Here is a 15,950-nt window from a genome sequence, read left to right on the forward strand (position 1 = left end):
GACTGCCATGACCACCGCATTCGCCGGCGGCCGCAACATCGCGCTGAAGGTGCCGCCGCACCAGTACGACGCCACGGTCCGGTTCTACCGCGACATCATCGGCCTGAAGCCGCTGGACAACCACCCGCCCGCCATCGGCTTCGAATTCGGCGCCAACCAGCTGTGGATCGACCGGGTCGACGCCATCAGCCAGGCCGAGCTGTGGCTGGAGATCGTGGCCGAGGACGTGCCCAGGGCGGCGGAGCATTTCGCCACGGCCGGCGTGGTGAGGCGCGACGAGATCGAGCGCCTGCCGGACGGCTTCGACGGCTTCTGGATCTCCGACCCCGCCGCGATCATCCACATCGTCACCGCCAAAGACAGCCAGTACTGAGGGCCTTTACGCCCCCTTCGGCGCCGTGGTCAGCGGCAGCAGCCGGGCCTGTGACGCTTCCAGCAGCCGGGCCATCGCCGCCGCCGCCCGCTCCGGCTCGCGGCCGATGATGGCGGTGCGCACCGCGTCGTGCAGCGCCACATCCTCGCTCGGCTTGGCCGCATGGCGCTGCAGCATCTCGGAGGAGACGCGCAGCGCCGACTTCACCGCGGCGCCGATGGTCACGAACAGGCCGTTGTGCGAGGCGGTGATGATGGCGAGGTGGAACTCCAGCGCCGATTCGGACCCCACCTTGACCGGCTGGTTCTCCTCATAGGCCCGCGCCAGCTGGCGGAAATGATGCTCGATCAGCGCGTGGTCCTCGGCCGTGCCGTCGCGCGCCGCCAGGAACGACGCCCGGGGCTCGAAGCACTGGCGCATCTCGTAGATGTCTTCGACGATCTTGGCGTCGAACTGGGCCAGCAGCCGCCACGACAGCACGTCGCGGTCCAGCAGGTTCCATTCGCCGAAGGGCAGCACCCGCGTGCCCGTCTTCGGCGACACTTCGATCAGCCGCTTGCCCGCCAGGTTCTTGATCGCCTCGCGGATCGTGGTCCGGCTGACGCCGTAGATCTGGCACAGCTCGCCCTCGATCGGCAGCGAGTCGTTCGGCCGGAATTCGCCCGACACGATGCGCATCCCCAGGCTGTTCGAGATCTGGCTGCTCATCGTCCCGACCAGGATCAGCTCACGCTCCAGCATCCGACCGTCTCCACCTGCCCCCTCTCGAATAGGCCGGGGAAGGCCCGTTGACAAAACCCATCGATCGCCGCGATGATCGAATCATATGATAATACCATTGGGGAGGAAATGGCGTGGCCGACATCGAGATCCGGGGTGTCAGCAAGCGCTTCGGGCCGGTCACGGTGTTCGACGGCCTGTCGCTGTCGATCACGTCGGGTGAGTTCGTCGTCTTCCTCGGGCCGTCCGGCTGCGGCAAGTCCACCCTGCTGCGCATGATCGCAGGGCTGGAGAGCGTCGACGGCGGCGAGATCCACATCGGCGCCGCCCGGGTCGACACCCTGCCGCCCGGCGCCCGCCAGGTGGCGATGGTGTTCCAGCACTACGCCCTGTACCCCCATATGACGATCTTCGAGAACATGGCGTTCGGGCTGCGCAACATCGGCCTGAAGCGGCTGGAGATCGAAGCCCGGGTCCAGGAAGCCGCCCGGACGCTGGAGATCGAGCCGCTGCTGCAGCGCAAGCCGGGCCAGCTGTCCGGCGGCCAGCGCCAGCGCGTCGCCATCGGCCGCGCCATCGTCAAGGAACCCCGCGCCTTCCTGTTCGACGAGCCGCTGTCCAACCTGGACGCCGCCCTGCGCGTCCGCACCCGGGTCGAGCTGGCCCGGCTGCACCGCCGGCTGCGCGCCACCATGATCTTCGTCACCCACGATCAGGTCGAGGCCATGACCCTGGCCGACCGCATCGTGGTGATGAACGAGGGCCGGATCGAGCAGGTCGGCACGCCGATGGAGATCTATGCCCGCCCGGCCACCCGCTTCGTCGCCCGCTTCGTCGGCGCCCCCGCAATGACCTTCCTAGACGTCACCGTGGTCGGCGAGGATGGCGGCGCGGTGCTGCGCCTGCCCGACGGCACCGAGCTGCGGACCCCCGTGTCGCCCGACGGCCTGCCGGCGCACCAGCCGGTGACGCTGGGGCTGCGGGCCGAGGCGGTGCGGGTCGACGGCCAGGGCGCCACCCGCGGCACGGTCGAAGTGGTCGAGCGGCTGGGCGACCGCACCCATCTGCATGTCCGGCTGCGCGACGGGTCGACCCTGATCGCGGAGGATGGCGGCGCCAGCGGCGTGGCCGTCGACGACCGGGTGGCTCTGCGCATCGACCCCGCCTCCGCCCACCTGTTCGGCGCCGACGGCCTGGGCCGTCACGCCGCCTGAGGGGAGGATGGCCGTGACCGACGCCACCGCCCCGGCCCGCACCATCGAACGGGCCCGCCGCGCCGGCGGCGCCTGGATCGGGCCGGACTGGCGCAACATCGGCTTCGTGCTGCCCTTCCTGGCGGTCTATGTGGCGCTGCTGGTCTGGCCGCTGTTCGACGGCATCTGGATCAGCCTGCAGAAGTTCGACATGTTCGACGGCACCGGTGCCTATGCCGGGCTGGCCAACTACAAGCGGCTGTTCGCCGACAAGATCTTCCTCGGCACCATCGAAAACACCGCGCTGTTCGTGGTGATGACGGTGCCGGCCTTCGTGGTCATCGGCCTCGGCCTGGCCCTGGCGCTGAACCGGCCGACCCGGATCGCGGCCGTGCTGCGGGCGACCTTCTTCGCCACCTCGGTGCTGTCGGTCACCATCGTCACCATCGTGTGGAAGATGGTGTACCTGCCGGACCGCGGCCTGCTGACCAACATCCTCGCCGTGTTCGGGCATGAGCCGATCGCCTTCCTGAGCAGCCAGACCCTGGCGCTGCCCGCCATCGCCATCGCCACGGTGTGGTGGGGCATCGGCCTGCCGATGATGCTGTTCCTGGCGGCACTGCAGCAGATCCCGCGCGAGCTGTACGAGGCCGCGGCGCTGGATAGCGCCGGCCGCTGGCGGTCGTTCCGGCACATCACCCTGCCTTCGATCCGGCGTACCACCGTGCTCGTGGCGGTGGTCGAGATCGTCTACCAGTTCCAGCTGTTCGGGCAGTCGCTGCTGCTGACCCGGGGCGGGCCCAACAACGCCTCGCGCCCGATCGTGCAGTTCATCTACGAGACGGGCTTCCGCGACTGGGACCTCGGCTACGCCGCCGCGGCGTCGGAGGTGCTGTTCGGGCTGATGCTGATCGCTGCCATGGCGCAGTATCTGCTGACCCGCCGCCGCGGCGAGGGGTGACGGCCATGGCCATGACAGCAACCCAGGGCACGGCCGGCCAAAGCATGGTGGGGCGCAGCCTCGGCGACCGGCTGATCCTCGCGGCCATCATCGCCCTGGTCATCGTCTGGATCGTGCCGATCGCCTGGATCGCCGGCCTGTCGTTCAAGCCCAACAGCGAGCTGATGGCCAGCACCGGCACGCTGTTCCGGGCGCCCTACACGCTGAAGAACTACACCGACATCCTCGCCAGCTCCGGCGTGTTCCGCTGGATCCTGAACAGCGTCGTCGTCGCGCTGGGCCAGACCGTCGGGGTGCTGGTGCTGGCCTCACTGGCCGGCTACGGCTTCGCCCGCACCCAGTTCCCCGGCCGCGGCGTGCTGTTCGCACTGGTGCTGATCGGCCTGGCGGTGCCGGAGCAGGCGGTGATCATCGCCCGGTTCCAGACCTTCAACGACCTGAAGCTGCACAACTCCTATCTCGGGCTGATCCTGCCGCATCTGTCCGCGCCGTTCGGCGTCTTCCTGATGACGCAGTACTTCAAGGCGATCCCGCGCGAGCTGGACGAGGCGGCGATGCTGGACAACGCCTCGCGCTTCAAGACCTTCTGGCGCGTGCTGCTGCCGCTGACCGTGCCGGCCCAGGCGACGCTGGGGATCTTCACCTTCCTGGCCGCCTGGAACGACTACCTGTGGCCGCTGATCTCCGCCACCAAGCCGGAGATGTTCACCCTGACCGTCGGCCTGGCCTCGACCCAGACCAACTTCGCCCAGTCCGAGGGCCTTGGCTTCCTGATGGCGCAGTCGGTCTTCGCCGGGCTGCCGGTGCTGATCGTCTACCTGTTCTTCCAGAAGTACATCGTCACGGCCGTCGCCGGGGCCGCCATCCGCTGAGGCGGCGGCCCCGGGGAACGGGAGGCTTTCGATACCGGCGCCGCACCAATGCCGCCGGAACCGTGGAGGAAATCATGAGAGGCAGCATCACCCTGGCCCTGTTGTTCCTGGCTGGCGCCGCCGCCCCGGCCTGGGCGCAGGACAAGACCGAGATCTCTCTGTCGCGCTTCTTCGGCGCCTGCGAGGCCGATTACGGCAGCGTCACCGACGTCGCTCAGGCGCATGGCGAATGCGGGATCATCACGGCGCTGATCAACAAGTTCAACGCCGAGAGCCGCGACGTCCACGTCAAGGTCGATATCGTCGAATGGCCCGGCTACGACCAGCTGACCGCCCGGCTGCGGTCCGGCGAGGCGCCCACCATCTCGGTGATGCACGAGTCGGTGATCTCCGACTACGCCTCGCGCGGCCTCCTGGAGCCGCTGGATGACGGCCTCAAGGCGGCCGGCGTCGACACCGCAGACTTCACCGACGCGGCCCGGACGGGGGTGACCAAGGACGGCAAGGTCTACGCCCTGCCCTTCGACACGCACACCTGGCTGTGGCACATCAACATGAACCTGTTCAAGCAGGCCGGGCTGGTGGCCGCCGACGGCAAGCCGATCCTGCCGAAGTCGCCGGACGAGCTGCTGGCCCAGGCCAAGCAGTTCCGTGAGAAGACCGGCAAGCCGTACTTCGTCCAGGCGCTGGCGAACGAGCAGGCGAACTACACCCGCACCCTCTACACCCTCCTGTACCAGCAGAATTCCGACTTCTTCGCCGATCCCACCAAGATCAACCTGCAGACGCCGGAAGCGAAGAATGCGGTGACGCTGTTCAAGGCGATCTACGACGACGGCGACACCACCAAGGACCAGGACTACGCGGCGGCGACGGCCGGCTTCGCCCAGGGCGACGGCGGCGTCTACATCATGGGCACCTGGCTGATCGACAGCTACACCCAGGAGGCCGCCAAGGCCAGCGGCGCGCTGAGCGGCGGCTATGCCGTGATGCCGTTCCCGCAGCTCTACGGCAATCCCAAGGTCTGGGCCGACGGCCACAGCTGGGTGGTGCCGAAGGCCGACCTGGACGACGCCCACCGGAAGGCCGCCTTTGAGGTCCTGAAGTTCCTGTGGGACAACGACTTCGAATGGGCCCGCACCGGCCACCTGCCGGTCCGCAAGTCGGTGGCCGCGTCCCAGTCCTTCCTCGACCTGCTGCACCGCAGCGACATCGTCAGCCTGACCAAGGACGGCACCGCCCTGCCGCAGGCGGTGAAGCGGCAGTTCGGCCTGCAGTCGATCATCCAGGAGGAGTTCACCGCCGCGGTCCAGGGCGGCAAGTCCATCGACCAGGCCCTGGCCGACGCCGAAAGCCGCTGCAACGAGCTGCTGGCCAACGCCAAGTGACGCGCACCCGGCCATGCCCCATCAGGGGCATGGCCGTTTCCCTCATCTCCCATCAGACCGAGACGGGCATTCCATGATCTCCGCAAGGCTCATCGTCGATCGCGACTTCGTCCTCTCCGACCTCGACCGCCGCGTCTTCGGCGCCTTCGTCGAGCATATGGGCCGCTGCGTCTATGGTGGCATCTTCGAGCCCGGGCACCCCACCGCCGATGCCCGCGGCTTCCGCGGCGACGTGCTGGAGCTGACCAAGGAGCTGGGGCCGACCATCATCCGCTACCCAGGCGGCAACTTCCTCTCGGGCTACAACTGGGAGGACGGGGTCGGGCCGGTGGAGGACCGCCCGGTGCGGCGCGACCTGGCGTGGTTCTCGACCGAGACCAACCGCTTCGGCACCAACGAGTTCATGGAGTGGTCGCGCGCCGCGGGCATCGAGCCGATGTTCGGCGTCAACCTCGGCACCCGCGGGCCGGACGAGGCGCGCCGCTTCCTGGAATACTGCAACCACGAGGGCGGGTCCGAGCTGTCGGAGCTGCGCAAGTCGCACGGCCATGCCGCGCCGCACGACGTCAAGTTCTGGTGCCTGGGCAACGAGATGGACGGGCCCTGGCAGATCGGCGCCAAGACCGCCGAGGAGTACGGCCGCACCGCGCTGGAGACCGCCAAGGTGATGCGCTGGATCGACCCGACCATCCAGCTCGCCGCCTGCGGCTCGTCCCACCGCAACATGCCGAAATACGGCGCCTGGGAATACGAGGTGCTGGACCACTGCTACGACCAGGTCGACTTCATCTCGCTGCACACCTACTTCAACAACAACGCCGATTCGGCGCCGGAGTATTTCGGCGTGATCGAGCTGATGGACGCCTTCATCAAGGAGGTGGCGGCGATCTGCGACGCGGTCGGGGCCAAGCGCCGGTCGCACAAGAAGATCATGCTGTCCTTCGACGAATGGAACGTCTGGTACAAGACCCACAAGATCGAGCACATGCGCAAGCCGGGCTGGCCCGAGGCGCCGGCCCTGATCGAGGAGGTCTACAACGCCGAGGACGCGCTGATCGTCGGCGGCGCGCTGATCGCCCTGATGAACAACGCCGACCGGGTGAAGACCGCCTGCATCGCCCAGCTGGTCAACGTCATCGGCCCGATCATGACCGAGACCGGCGGCCCGGCCTGGCGCCAGACCATCTTCCACCCCTTCGCCCTGGCCGCCCGCTTCGGCCATGGCAGGGTGCTGCGGACCCAGGTCGAATCGCCGAGCTACGGCGCCACCTCGTTCCCGGAGATCCCGTATCTCTACGCCACCGTGGTCGACAATCCGGCCGACGGCACCACCGCGATCTTCGCCCTCAACCGCAGCCTGTCGGACCCGCTGGAGCTGAATGTCGAGCTGCGCGGCCTGGGCGCCGACCGTCGGCTGGTGACGGCGACCGAGATCCACCATTCCAACCTGAAGGCGGTCAACACCAAGGACGCGCCGAACACCGTGGTGCCGATGGCGAACCCCGATGTGACGGTGGATGGCGAGCGCCTGCGGGCGAAGCTGAAGCCGGCCTCGTGGAACGTGATCGTGACCCGGAGCGTGCCGCGGGCGTAGTCTGCGCCCCGCTTCGATGAGGGGCCGCGACGAACGGCTTGACGTCGGCGGTGCGGCCCCTTATACGAACGCCCTCGTCCCGGCAGCGATGCCGGGGCAATTATTTTTGACCGTGCTTAAGGATACGTGCCATGGCGCGACGCTGCCAGGTGACCGGCAAGGGCGTGATGAGTGGTAACAACGTCAGCCATGCCAAGAACAGGACCCGCCGTCGGTTCCTGCCGAACCTGCAGACCACTTCGCTGGTCTCGGAGGTTCTCGGCGTGTCCGTCCGGATGCGGCTGAGCACCAACGGCATCCGCACCATCGAGCATCGCGGTGGCCTCGACGGCTACCTCGCCAGCGCCGCCGATTCGGCCCTGGACGCCGAGCTGCGTGGCCTGAAGCACCGCATCATCAAGGCCCAGGCCGCTCAGGCCGCCTGATCAGCCGGTTTCGCGGCCCCCCGGGCCGCGGCAAGCTGCGATCAAGCCCGCGACCGCGTCGCGGGCTTTTTCATGCCCTTTGCGGGCCGGTCTCGCCGCCCGGTCTACGCACGCCCCCATCACGCGCGCTTCAGCAGGCGCCGGAAGATGCCCGCGAACCAGCCCGTGGCGGCGACGTCGGCCGCGGTGTCCAGCCCGCCTTTCTCCACGGCGGAGAGGAATGCCTCGATATCCCCGCCCATGAGCAGCGGGATGAAGCGCCCGACCTTCTCGTCCGGCCAGGTCCACCACGCGACGTCCAGGAGACGCTCGACGATCTCCGGCTCGAACCGCGTCCGGACCGCGCGCGCCGGATTCCCGGCAACGATCGCATAGGGGGCGATGTCGCGCGTGACCATCGCCCGGGCGCCCACCACCGCACCATCACCGATCGTGACGCCGGACATGATGGTGCACCCGTCGCCGAGCCAGACGTCGTTTCCGATCAGCACGTCCCCCTTGGTCGCGGGGTGTCCTGCGATGGCGGCAGCCTCCGGCCACCGCTCGATCGCACTGAAGGGATAGGTGCTCACCCAGTCGGTGCGATGATTGCCGCCGAGGAAGATCGTCACCCCTTCCGCGATCGAGCAATAGCGCCCGATGCGCAGCCGGGCCGCCTCGCCCCACCATCGGATCGACGGCGTGCCATAGGTGTGGTCGCCGATCTCGAAGCCGGATTGCGCGACGAGATCGGCGAGGATGGTCTTTGTGTAGAACGAGGTGGTCACCGGCTTCTCCCTTGCCCAGGAGGGATAGAGACCGGCGAGCCGGCCTGTCAAACGGCCATGGCCGCTGACGGCGCCGCCTGTGATGGAACCGTTCGTTTGACGGCATTGTCAGGCCTCATCCCGTTCGCGTAACGTTCTTGTTCTGCGAATCGGGAGGGGCTGCGCGATGGCGATGACGCTGTATTCCGGCCCGCTGAGCCTGTTCTCGCGCAAGGTCGAGATCGCCCTGGTCGAGAAGGGCTTGGCCTGCGAGCGGGTGCTGGTGCCGTTCAGCCAGACCGAGGGCTACGCCCCCAAGCACCCGGCGGTGCTGGCCGCCAACCCCAAGGCCCAGGTGCCGGTGCTGGTCGATGGCGCCCTGACGCTGTTCGATTCGACCGTGATCCTGGAATACCTCGAGGACGCCTATCCGGTGCCGCCCTTGTACCCGCGGGACCCCGCGGACCGCGCTCGCTGCCGGCTGGTCGAGCTGGCGGCCGACGAGGTGGTGATGCCCGATGTCCGCCCGCTGATGCATCGCAGCGAGCCGCCCGACCCGGCGCGGCTGGAGGCGCAGGAGGCCGCCGCCCGCACCGCCGAGGACGCGCTGCGCCGCCACTGGCGCCGGCTGGACGGGCAGCTGGCCGGGCGCGAGTTCTTCTTCGACGCGCTGACGGTCGCCGACATCGCCATGTTCATGACCGTGCTGTTCGCCCTGCGGCTGCACGGGCCGCGGCTGGACGAGTGTCCCGCCCTGGCCGGCTGGTACGAACGGTTGAGCGCACGGCCTGCCTTCGCCAGGGTGCTGGGAGAAGTCGCGGCGGCGGATCGGGAGCTGTCGCCGCATCTGGGCGGATAGGGTGGCTCCTTCCCCTCACCCGGCTTTTCGAGTCCCCCCTCCCCCTGCGGGAGGGGGTAGGGGGAGGGGGTTCTCTCGGCGGGTACCGGCGACAATCCAGCGGCCGCAGCGAGAACGGAGACAATCCTACCCATAAGCGCGCGGACGCGCGCAGACCCCTCCCCCTATCCCCCTCCCGCAAGGGGAGGGGGACTCCTTCAGGTTCGGCCTGCCTACCGCCCCTTCCACACCGGCTTGCGCTTCTCGGCGAAGGCGCGGGCGCCTTCCAGTTGGTCTTCGCTGTCGTAGAGCGTCGCCACGGTCGGGAAGCCGCGGGCCATCACCCGGGCCAGCGCCGCCTGGGCCGGCATCGCTTCAGCCTCCCGCGCGACCTCCTTGATCGCGGCGAACACCAAAGGCGGGCCGTCGGCGAGGTGGCGGGCCAAGGCACGGGCGCGGTCCATCAGCTCCGCCGCCGGCACCACCGCGTTGACCAGCCCCCAGCGCAGCGCCTCCTCCGCCTCCATCCAGCGGCCGGTGTAGAGCAGGTCCATCGCCACGTGATAGGGGATGCGGCGCGGCAGCTTGATCGTCGCCGCATCGGCCAGGGTGCCGGCATTGATCTCCGGCAGCGAGAACCGGGCATGGTCGGCGGCCAGGATCAGGTCGCAGGACAATGCGAGCTCGAAGCCGCCGCCGACCGCCATGCCGTTGACCGCGGCGATGACCGGCTTGTTCAGCCCCGGCAGCTCCTGCAGCCCGGCGAAGCCGCCGATGCCGTAATCCTCGTCCGGCCGGATGCTCTCGGCCGCCGCCGCCTTCAGGTCCCAGCCGGCGGAGAAGAACCGGTCGCCGCCGCCGGTGACGATGGCGACGCGCAGCGCCGGGTCGTCGCGGAAGCCGGCGAAGACCTCGCCCATCCGCCGGCTGGTGGCGCTGTCGATCGCATTCGCCTTGGGGCGGTCCAGCACCACCTCCAGCACGGCGCCGTCGCGGGTGACGCGTAGGGGATCATCGGTCATCGGGGTCCTCCACCAGTCGCAGCAGCACATCGGCGGCGACGGCGCCGCTTGGTTGGATCATCAAGGGATTGACGTCGAGTTCGGCCAGCCAGTCGGCCTGGGCCAGCGCGAAATCCTGGATCGCCAGCACGGCGTCGACCGCGGCATCAAGGTCGCCGGACGGCCGGCCGCGATGTCCGGCGATCAGCTTTGCCACCTTCAGCGCCCCGATTGCCGCCGCGATCTCCGCCCGCGCCGCCGGCAGCAGCAGGATCCTGGTGTCGCCGACCAGCTCGACCAGCGTGCCGCCGGAGCCGAGCACGAGGTGCAGCCCGATCTGCGGGTCGCGGCCGATGCCGACGATCAGCTCGGCCACCGCATCGCCGACCATGCGTTCGACCAGCAGCGCCTCGCCCAGGCCCGCCAGGGCTTCGGCCGCCTGCCGTACCGCGACGGCATCGGCCAGGTTCAGCCGCACCGCACCGAGTTCGGTCTTGTGCGCCAGGGCGGCGCCGGTGGCCTTGAGCACCACGGGGAAGCCGATCGCCTCGGCCGCCGCCACCGCCTCATCCGGCGACCGGGCCAGCCGCCCGTCCGGCACCGGCACCCCATGCCCGGCCAGGCGGCGCTTGCCGTCCCATTCCGAAAGGGTGCGGACGGCGCCCGGACGCAGCGGCACCGCCGGGGCGGGATTCGGCCGGCCGGCGTCGCGCAGCACATCGCCCACCGCCGCCGCCACGGCGATCGCCGCCAGCGCATCGTCGATCCCCAGCAGCGGCACGACGCCGGCGGCGACCAGTGCCTCGGCCCGGTCCTCCGGCAACGCCTCGGGCAGGGAGGCGACCAGCGCCCCCTTCCGCCCGGTGCGATGGGCGGCGGCGACCAGCGCCTCCAGCGACGGCAGCCAGGCCGTATCGCTGCAGCGGTCGCCGCGCGGCAGGTCGAGGACCAGCAGCGTCAGGTCGAATTCCGCCGCCATCATCGCCGAGAAGGTCTCGGTCATGGCCGGGGCGTTGGCCCAGATGAAGGTGTGGTAGTCGAAGGGGTTGGAGACCGTGACCAGCGCCGACACCGTCGTCGCCACCCGGGCGGTCTGCGCCGCATCCAACGGCCGGAAGCGCAGCCCGGTGCCGAGCACGGCATCGGCGATCAGCGCCGCCTCGCCGCCCGAGCAGCTCATCGAGGCGATGTCGCGGCCGGGCAGCGGCCCCACGACATGCAGCAGCTTCAGCGCCTCCAGCAGCACCGGCAGCGAGGCGACGCGGACCACGCCGATGCGCTGCAGGAAGGCGTCCATTACGGCATCGGCGCCCGCCAGCGAGGCGGTGTGGCTGAGAGTCAGCCGCGCCCCTTCCGGCGACCGGCCGGTCTTCAGCGCCAGGATCGGCACGCCCTGCCGCCGCGCCCGTGCCGCGGCCCGGGCCAAGGCGGCGGGGTCGGCCAGCCCTTCGATGTGCAGGCCGATGGCGGTGACCCGGGGGTCGTCGAGGAAGGCCTCGACCATCTCGCCGAGGCCGGCCACCGCCTGGTTGCCCAAAGTCGCGACATAGGCGATCGGCATGCCGCGCCGCTGCATCGTCAGGTTGATGGCGATGTTGCTGGACTGGGTGACCAGGGCGACGCCGCGCTCCACCCGCTGCCCGCCATGCTGGTCGGGCCACAGCAGCGCGCCGTCGAGATAGTTGATCACGCCGTAGCAATTGGGGCCGAGCACCGGCATCGCCCCGGCGGCCGCCACCAGCCCGGCCTGCAGATCCGCGCCCTCGGCCCCGACCTCGGAGAAGCCGGAGGCGTAGCAGATGGCCCCGCCGGCGCCGCGTGCGGCCAGGGCCGCCGTGATCTCGACGGTGGCATGCCGGTTGATGCCGAGGAACACGGCGTCGGGCGCATCCGGCAGGTCGGCGACCGAGCGGAAGGCGGGCAGGCCTTCGACCATGTCGTGCTGCGGATGCACCGGCCAGATCTCGCCGGCGAAGCCCATGCGACGGCTCTGCCGGATCACCTCAGCCGCAGGTTTCCCGCCGATCACCGCGATCGAGCGCGGGCGCAGCAGGCGGGAGAGGTCGAAGCGTCGGGGCTGGGTCATGCCCGAGCCTCCGCGTGTACAGAGCTATGGCCCCTAGGCTTCTCGTCATTGCAAACTTGAGTCCCCCCTCCCCTTGCGGGAGGGGGGTAGGGGGAGGGGGTTCCCTCAGCAAGAGAAGGCCTGCCCGGATGGCCGACCGTCGCGTCCAGTTCCTGCGCCGGCATCTGACGGAGGCCGAACGCCTGCTGTGGCACCAGCTGCGCGATAGGCGGGTCGGCGGTGTCCGCTTCCGGCGGCAATATCGGCTGGGTGCCTATGTCGTCGACTTCGTCTGCCTTCCGGCCCGGCTGGTGATCGAGGTCGATGGGCCGTCGCACGAGTTCACCGCGGAGGCGGATGGGCGGAGGACCCAGTGGCTGGAGAGCCAGGGCTTCCGTGTCGTTCGCCTTTCCAATGAGCAGGTCATGAGCAACCTTGCGGGGTCGGTTCAGACGATCGAGGTCGCCTTGGCGAGCAGTTGAACCGGCCTGCGCCAACGGCGCGAACCCCCTCCCCCTACCCCCCTCCCGCAAGGGGAGGGGGGACTGAATTGGGTGGCAGCCGCTCGAGACTGGAGCAATCAGAGAATTCAGCATCCAGGCCATCTCGCTCAAGCCCCCAGCGGGCGCAGCAGGTCGCGCGCGATGATGTGGCGCTGGATCTCGCTGGTGCCGTCCCAGATCCGCTCCACCCGCGCGTCGCGCCAGAAGCGCTCGATCGGCAGATCGTCCATCAGCCCCATGCCGCCATGGATCTGCAGCGCCGCGTCGGTGACCCGGCCCAGCATCTCCGACGCGAAGAGCTTGGCCTGGCTGATCGCGCGGTTGGCGTCCTGGCCCTGGTCGATGCGCCAGGCGGCGGACAGGGTCAGCCAATCCGCCGCGTCGATCTCGGTGATCATGTCGGCCAGCTTGAAGCCGGTGCCCTGGAAGCGGCCGATCGGCTGGCCGAACTGCTTGCGCTGGGCGGCATAGAAGAGGGCCAGGTCGAAGGCGCGGCGGGCGCGGCCGACGCACATCGCCGCCACGGTCAGGCGGGTGGCGTGCAGCCAGGTGTTGGCGAGGTCGAAGCCCCGCCCCTCCTCGCCCAGCATCTGCGCCGCCGGCACCCGGCAGTCGTCGAAGGTCAGCGTCGCGTTGTGATAGCCGCGATGCGACACCGAGGCGTAGCCGGGATGGATTCCGAAGCCTGGCGTGTCGCGGTCGACCAGCAGGCAGGAGATGCGCTTGCGCCCGGCCGCATCCTCGCCCGTCGCCACGAACAGGATGACGAAATCGGCGACATCGGCATGGCTGATGAAGTGCTTGGTGCCGTTGATCACCCAGTCGCCGCCATCCGGCCGGGCGCTGCAGCTCATGCCGCGCAGATCGGAGCCGGCATCCGGCTCGGTCATCGCCAGGGCGTCGACCTTCTCGCCGCGGACGCAGGGCAGCAGGTAGCGCTCACGCTGCTCCGGCGTGCCGGCACACAGGATGTTGGAGGGCCGGCCCCAGAACACCGACAGCGCCATGGACGCGCGGCCCAGTTCCCGCTCCAGCAGGGTGAAGGTCAAATGGTCGAGACCGCCGCCGCCGAATTCCTCCGGGATGTTGGGGGCATAGAAGCCGAGGTCGCGGACCTTGCGCTGGATCTCGCGGCCGACCTCCAGCGGCACCTGGCCGGTGCGCTCGACCTCCCGCTCCAGCGGCTGCAGCTCGTGCGCGACGAAGCCGCGCACCGTGTCGACCACCAGCTGCTGCTCGTGGCTCAATCCGAAATCCATCATCGCCTCCCAGGCTTTCCCGGAGGCTATTGCGGCCCGGCATCTACGGGCGATACCATTTCGGATCAGAACGATACGGAATCGGATGTCATGAGCGGGCCGCGCCGCATCGCGATCCTGGTCCTCGACGGGTTCTCCAACCTGACCCTGGCGGCGCTGATCGAGCCGCTGCGCGCCGCCAACCGGATGGCGGGGCGGCCCCTGTTCGCCTGGACCGTGCTGAGCGAAAGCGGCGGCCCGGTGGCCAGCAGCAGCAACCTGCGGCTGGAGGCCGATGCGGCGATGGCGGCGGCCGGCGAGGCCGACGACCTGTTCGTGGTCGCCAGCTACGAGGCCGAAGCCCGGGCGACGCCCGCGGTCCGGCGCTTCCTGCGGGCGGCGGCCCGGCGCGGCACCATGATCGCCGGGCTGGAATCCGCGCCCTATGTGCTGGCCCTGGCCGGGGTGCTGGACGGCCACCGCGCCACCACGCATTGGGAGGATCTGCGCGACTTCGCCGAGCGCTTCCCGGCCGTGGACGCCGTGCCCGACCGCTTCGTCATCGACCGCCGCCGCATCACCGCCGGCGGCGCGCTGCCGACGCTGGACCTGATGCTGGATCTGCTGCGGCGGGAGCAGGGGTTGAGCCTGGCGCTGGCCGTCTCCAGCACCTTCCTGTACGAGGGCGCGCATCCCGGCCACGACCCGCAGCACATGGTCGCCGCCGGAAGGCTGGCCTGGCAGGACCCGCTGCTAGTGCGGGCGATCCGGCTGATGGAGGCGAACATCGAGGCGCCGCTGCCGGTCGAGGCGATCGCGGCCACGCTGGGCATCGGCCCGCGCGCCCTGCTGCAGCGCTTCACCGCGACGCTGGGCACCGGCCCCAAGGCCTATTACGCCGAACTGCGCCTGACCCTGGCCCGACGCCTGCTGGAAAACACCGATCGGTCGGTCAATGATATCGCCGCCGATTGCGGCTTCGCCTCCGGCTCAGCCCTCGCCCGCGCCTTCCGCACCCGCTACGGGGTCAATCCGGCGAGGGCGCGGCGGGCCGCTTGACCACCGGCTCCGGCGAGAACCGGGCCTGGCGGGGATCGAGCTCATGGCCCTGGCGTTCGGTCAGCAGGCCGTAGAGCTCCGGCCGCCGGCCGCGGATCCAGCGCCGGCCGGTCGCCAGCGGCAGCAGGTCGAGGTCGAGATCGGCCACCACCATGGCGTCGTCCGCCACGCCGGTCTCGGCCAGGATGCGGCCATAGGGGTCCAGCACCATGGCGTTGCCGGTGCGCACCTCGCCGTCGTCCTCGCCGACGCCGTTGCTGAACAGCAGGAACAGGCCGTTGTCATGCGCCCGCGCCGGCAGCCAACGCATCAGCCAGCCGCGGCCCTTCGGCCCGGCGAACTCCGCCTCGATCGCCGCGGGATCCTCGTGCCGTCGATGCCACAGGTCAGGGTCGATCAGCCCCATGGCGTGAGGGCTGCGCGAGGCGCAGCCGCCGGTCTGGTGCGGGGCCAGCAGGACCTCGGCGCCCAAGAGGGCCGTGGCGCGCGCATTCTCCACCAGGTTGTTGTCCCAGCAGATCAGCACGCCCAGCCGCACGCCCCAGGGCGTGTCGAACACGGTGTAGCGGTTGCCGCTGGCGATGTGGTCGCTTTCGAAGGCGTGCAGCTTGCGGTGGCAATGCACCGTGCCGTCGGGCAGGCAAACGGCGTAGGAATTGTAGAAGCGGCCGTCACCGCCCACCTCGACCAGCCCGGCGCCGATCGCCATGCCGTGCTGCGCCGCCAGTTCCTGCAGCACCGCGACGGACGGCCCGTCCGGCACCGGCTCGGCCAGGGCGGCGATGGCGTCACGATCGAGGTTGCGGACATGCCAGTAGCCGGTGATGCACATCTCCGGAAAGGCCAGGATCTTCATGCCATCCGCCGCGGCGGCCGTGGTGAAATGGCGGATGCGGGACAGGTTGTACGGTTTGTCACCGGCACGGTGATGGAACTGGACGGTGGCGGCGCGCAGCAGGGTCATCACGGCCTCG

General features: G+C 69.8%; 16 protein-coding genes. 10 read left to right on the top strand and 6 right to left on the bottom strand.

Annotated elements, in window-relative coordinates; translation table 11 throughout:
- Window positions 1-7: 7 nt before the first annotated feature.
- On the top strand, window positions 8-373 hold the full coding sequence (locus tag E9232_RS22175) for a VOC family protein (protein WP_309797575.1): 366 nt from the start codon (window positions 8-10) through the stop codon (window positions 371-373).
- Window positions 374-379: 6 nt separating this feature from the next.
- Here E9232_RS22175 and E9232_RS22180 read toward each other — a convergent pair whose 3' ends face one another.
- A complete protein-coding gene (locus E9232_RS22180; RefSeq protein WP_309797576.1) occupies window positions 380-1,114 on the bottom strand; it encodes a FadR/GntR family transcriptional regulator in 735 nt (244 codons plus the stop codon).
- 113 nt (window positions 1,115-1,227) lie between these two features.
- Between E9232_RS22180 and E9232_RS22185 the strand changes: the two genes are divergently transcribed.
- From E9232_RS22185 to rpmB, 6 genes are all read left to right on the top strand, one after another.
- Window positions 1,228-2,307: an ABC transporter ATP-binding protein gene (locus E9232_RS22185; RefSeq protein ID WP_309797578.1), complete on the top strand. Its 1,080-nt coding sequence runs from the start codon at window positions 1,228-1,230 to the stop codon at window positions 2,305-2,307.
- 13 nt (window positions 2,308-2,320) lie between these two features.
- Window positions 2,321-3,247, top strand: a complete 927-nt coding sequence (locus E9232_RS22190) for a carbohydrate ABC transporter permease (RefSeq protein ID WP_309797580.1) — start codon at window positions 2,321-2,323, stop codon at window positions 3,245-3,247.
- Window positions 3,248-3,252: 5 nt separating this feature from the next.
- Window positions 3,253-4,119, top strand: coding sequence for a carbohydrate ABC transporter permease (locus E9232_RS22195; RefSeq protein ID WP_309797582.1), 867 nt, complete (start codon window positions 3,253-3,255; stop codon window positions 4,117-4,119).
- A 74-nt stretch (window positions 4,120-4,193) separates the two neighbouring features.
- On the top strand, window positions 4,194-5,507 hold the full coding sequence (locus E9232_RS22200) for an extracellular solute-binding protein (RefSeq protein ID WP_309797583.1): 1,314 nt from the start codon (window positions 4,194-4,196) through the stop codon (window positions 5,505-5,507).
- 73 nt (window positions 5,508-5,580) lie between these two features.
- Window positions 5,581-7,101 (top strand): arabinosylfuranosidase ArfA, encoded by a 1,521-nt coding sequence (arfA, locus tag E9232_RS22205; protein WP_309797585.1) that lies wholly within the window; start codon window positions 5,581-5,583, stop codon window positions 7,099-7,101.
- 131 nt (window positions 7,102-7,232) lie between these two features.
- Complete coding sequence (rpmB, locus tag E9232_RS22210) at window positions 7,233-7,526, top strand: 50S ribosomal protein L28 (protein WP_309797586.1); 294 nt, start codon at window positions 7,233-7,235, stop codon at window positions 7,524-7,526.
- A gap of 119 nt (window positions 7,527-7,645) precedes the next feature.
- Here rpmB and E9232_RS22215 read toward each other — a convergent pair whose 3' ends face one another.
- Window positions 7,646-8,293, bottom strand: a complete 648-nt coding sequence (locus E9232_RS22215) for a CatB-related O-acetyltransferase (protein WP_309797588.1) — start codon at window positions 8,291-8,293, stop codon at window positions 7,646-7,648.
- Window positions 8,294-8,459: 166 nt separating this feature from the next.
- Here E9232_RS22215 and E9232_RS22220 point away from each other — a divergent pair, with 166 nt between their 5' ends.
- Window positions 8,460-9,131, top strand: coding sequence for a glutathione S-transferase family protein (locus E9232_RS22220; RefSeq protein WP_309797590.1), 672 nt, complete (start codon window positions 8,460-8,462; stop codon window positions 9,129-9,131).
- A gap of 212 nt (window positions 9,132-9,343) precedes the next feature.
- Here the strand turns inward: E9232_RS22220 and E9232_RS22225 are convergent, their stop codons facing one another.
- Both E9232_RS22225 and E9232_RS22230 read right to left on the bottom strand, forming a co-directional pair.
- Window positions 9,344-10,132, bottom strand: coding sequence for a carnitinyl-CoA dehydratase (locus E9232_RS22225; protein WP_309797592.1), 789 nt, complete (start codon window positions 10,130-10,132; stop codon window positions 9,344-9,346).
- The gene (locus E9232_RS22230; protein WP_309797594.1) at window positions 10,122-12,197 is read right to left on the bottom strand and encodes an acetate--CoA ligase family protein; all 2,076 of its coding nucleotides are present in this window, start codon (window positions 12,195-12,197) and stop codon (window positions 10,122-10,124) included. The genes E9232_RS22225 and E9232_RS22230 overlap by 11 nt, the downstream gene beginning before the upstream one ends.
- 128 nt (window positions 12,198-12,325) lie before the next feature.
- On the opposite strand from E9232_RS22230, the gene E9232_RS22235 reads away from it, so the two are divergent.
- Window positions 12,326-12,658 carry an endonuclease domain-containing protein gene (locus tag E9232_RS22235; protein WP_309797595.1) on the top strand — a complete coding sequence of 111 codons (333 nt, stop codon included), beginning with the start codon at window positions 12,326-12,328 and terminating at the stop codon, window positions 12,656-12,658.
- Window positions 12,659-12,786: 128 nt separating this feature from the next.
- On the opposite strand, the gene E9232_RS22240 is transcribed toward E9232_RS22235, so the two are convergent.
- A complete protein-coding gene (locus E9232_RS22240) occupies window positions 12,787-13,938 on the bottom strand; it encodes an acyl-CoA dehydrogenase family protein (RefSeq protein ID WP_309797597.1) in 1,152 nt (383 codons plus the stop codon).
- 90 nt (window positions 13,939-14,028) lie between these two features.
- Between E9232_RS22240 and E9232_RS22245 the strand changes: the two genes are divergently transcribed.
- Window positions 14,029-14,976 carry a GlxA family transcriptional regulator gene (locus E9232_RS22245; protein ID WP_309797600.1) on the top strand — a complete coding sequence of 316 codons (948 nt, stop codon included), beginning with the start codon at window positions 14,029-14,031 and terminating at the stop codon, window positions 14,974-14,976.
- On the opposite strand, the gene E9232_RS22250 is transcribed toward E9232_RS22245, so the two are convergent.
- Window positions 14,945-15,940, bottom strand: coding sequence for a nitrilase family protein (locus E9232_RS22250; RefSeq protein ID WP_309797602.1), 996 nt, complete (start codon window positions 15,938-15,940; stop codon window positions 14,945-14,947). The genes E9232_RS22245 and E9232_RS22250 overlap by 32 nt on opposite strands.
- Window positions 15,941-15,950 lie beyond the last annotated feature (10 nt).

Origin of the sequence: Inquilinus ginsengisoli (assembly GCF_031453975.1) — a bacterium.
Lineage (GTDB): Bacteria > Pseudomonadota > Alphaproteobacteria > DSM-16000 > Inquilinaceae > Inquilinus > Inquilinus ginsengisoli_A.

Excerpts from the sequence above, each read along its gene's own strand:
- E9232_RS22250 (WP_309797602.1), bottom strand. The coding sequence starts at position 15,940 with ATGACCCTGCTGCGCGCCGCCACCGTCCAGTTCCATCACCGTGCCGGT.
- E9232_RS22220 (WP_309797590.1), top strand. The coding sequence starts at position 8,460 with ATGGCGATGACGCTGTATTCCGGCCCGCTGAGCCTGTTCTCGCGCAAG.
- E9232_RS22200 (WP_309797583.1), top strand. The coding sequence starts at position 4,194 with ATGAGAGGCAGCATCACCCTGGCCCTGTTGTTCCTGGCTGGCGCCGCC.
- rpmB (WP_309797586.1), top strand. The coding sequence starts at position 7,233 with ATGGCGCGACGCTGCCAGGTGACCGGCAAGGGCGTGATGAGTGGTAAC.
- arfA (WP_309797585.1), top strand. The coding sequence starts at position 5,581 with ATGATCTCCGCAAGGCTCATCGTCGATCGCGACTTCGTCCTCTCCGAC.
- E9232_RS22240 (WP_309797597.1), bottom strand. The coding sequence starts at position 13,938 with ATGGATTTCGGATTGAGCCACGAGCAGCAGCTGGTGGTCGACACGGTG.
- E9232_RS22245 (WP_309797600.1), top strand. The coding sequence starts at position 14,029 with ATGAGCGGGCCGCGCCGCATCGCGATCCTGGTCCTCGACGGGTTCTCC.
- E9232_RS22180 (WP_309797576.1), bottom strand. The coding sequence starts at position 1,114 with ATGCTGGAGCGTGAGCTGATCCTGGTCGGGACGATGAGCAGCCAGATC.
- E9232_RS22225 (WP_309797592.1), bottom strand. The coding sequence starts at position 10,132 with ATGACCGATGATCCCCTACGCGTCACCCGCGACGGCGCCGTGCTGGAG.
- E9232_RS22235 (WP_309797595.1), top strand. The coding sequence starts at position 12,326 with ATGGCCGACCGTCGCGTCCAGTTCCTGCGCCGGCATCTGACGGAGGCC.
- E9232_RS22230 (WP_309797594.1), bottom strand. The coding sequence starts at position 12,197 with ATGACCCAGCCCCGACGCTTCGACCTCTCCCGCCTGCTGCGCCCGCGC.
- E9232_RS22195 (WP_309797582.1), top strand. The coding sequence starts at position 3,253 with ATGGCCATGACAGCAACCCAGGGCACGGCCGGCCAAAGCATGGTGGGG.
- E9232_RS22175 (WP_309797575.1), top strand. The coding sequence starts at position 8 with ATGACCACCGCATTCGCCGGCGGCCGCAACATCGCGCTGAAGGTGCCG.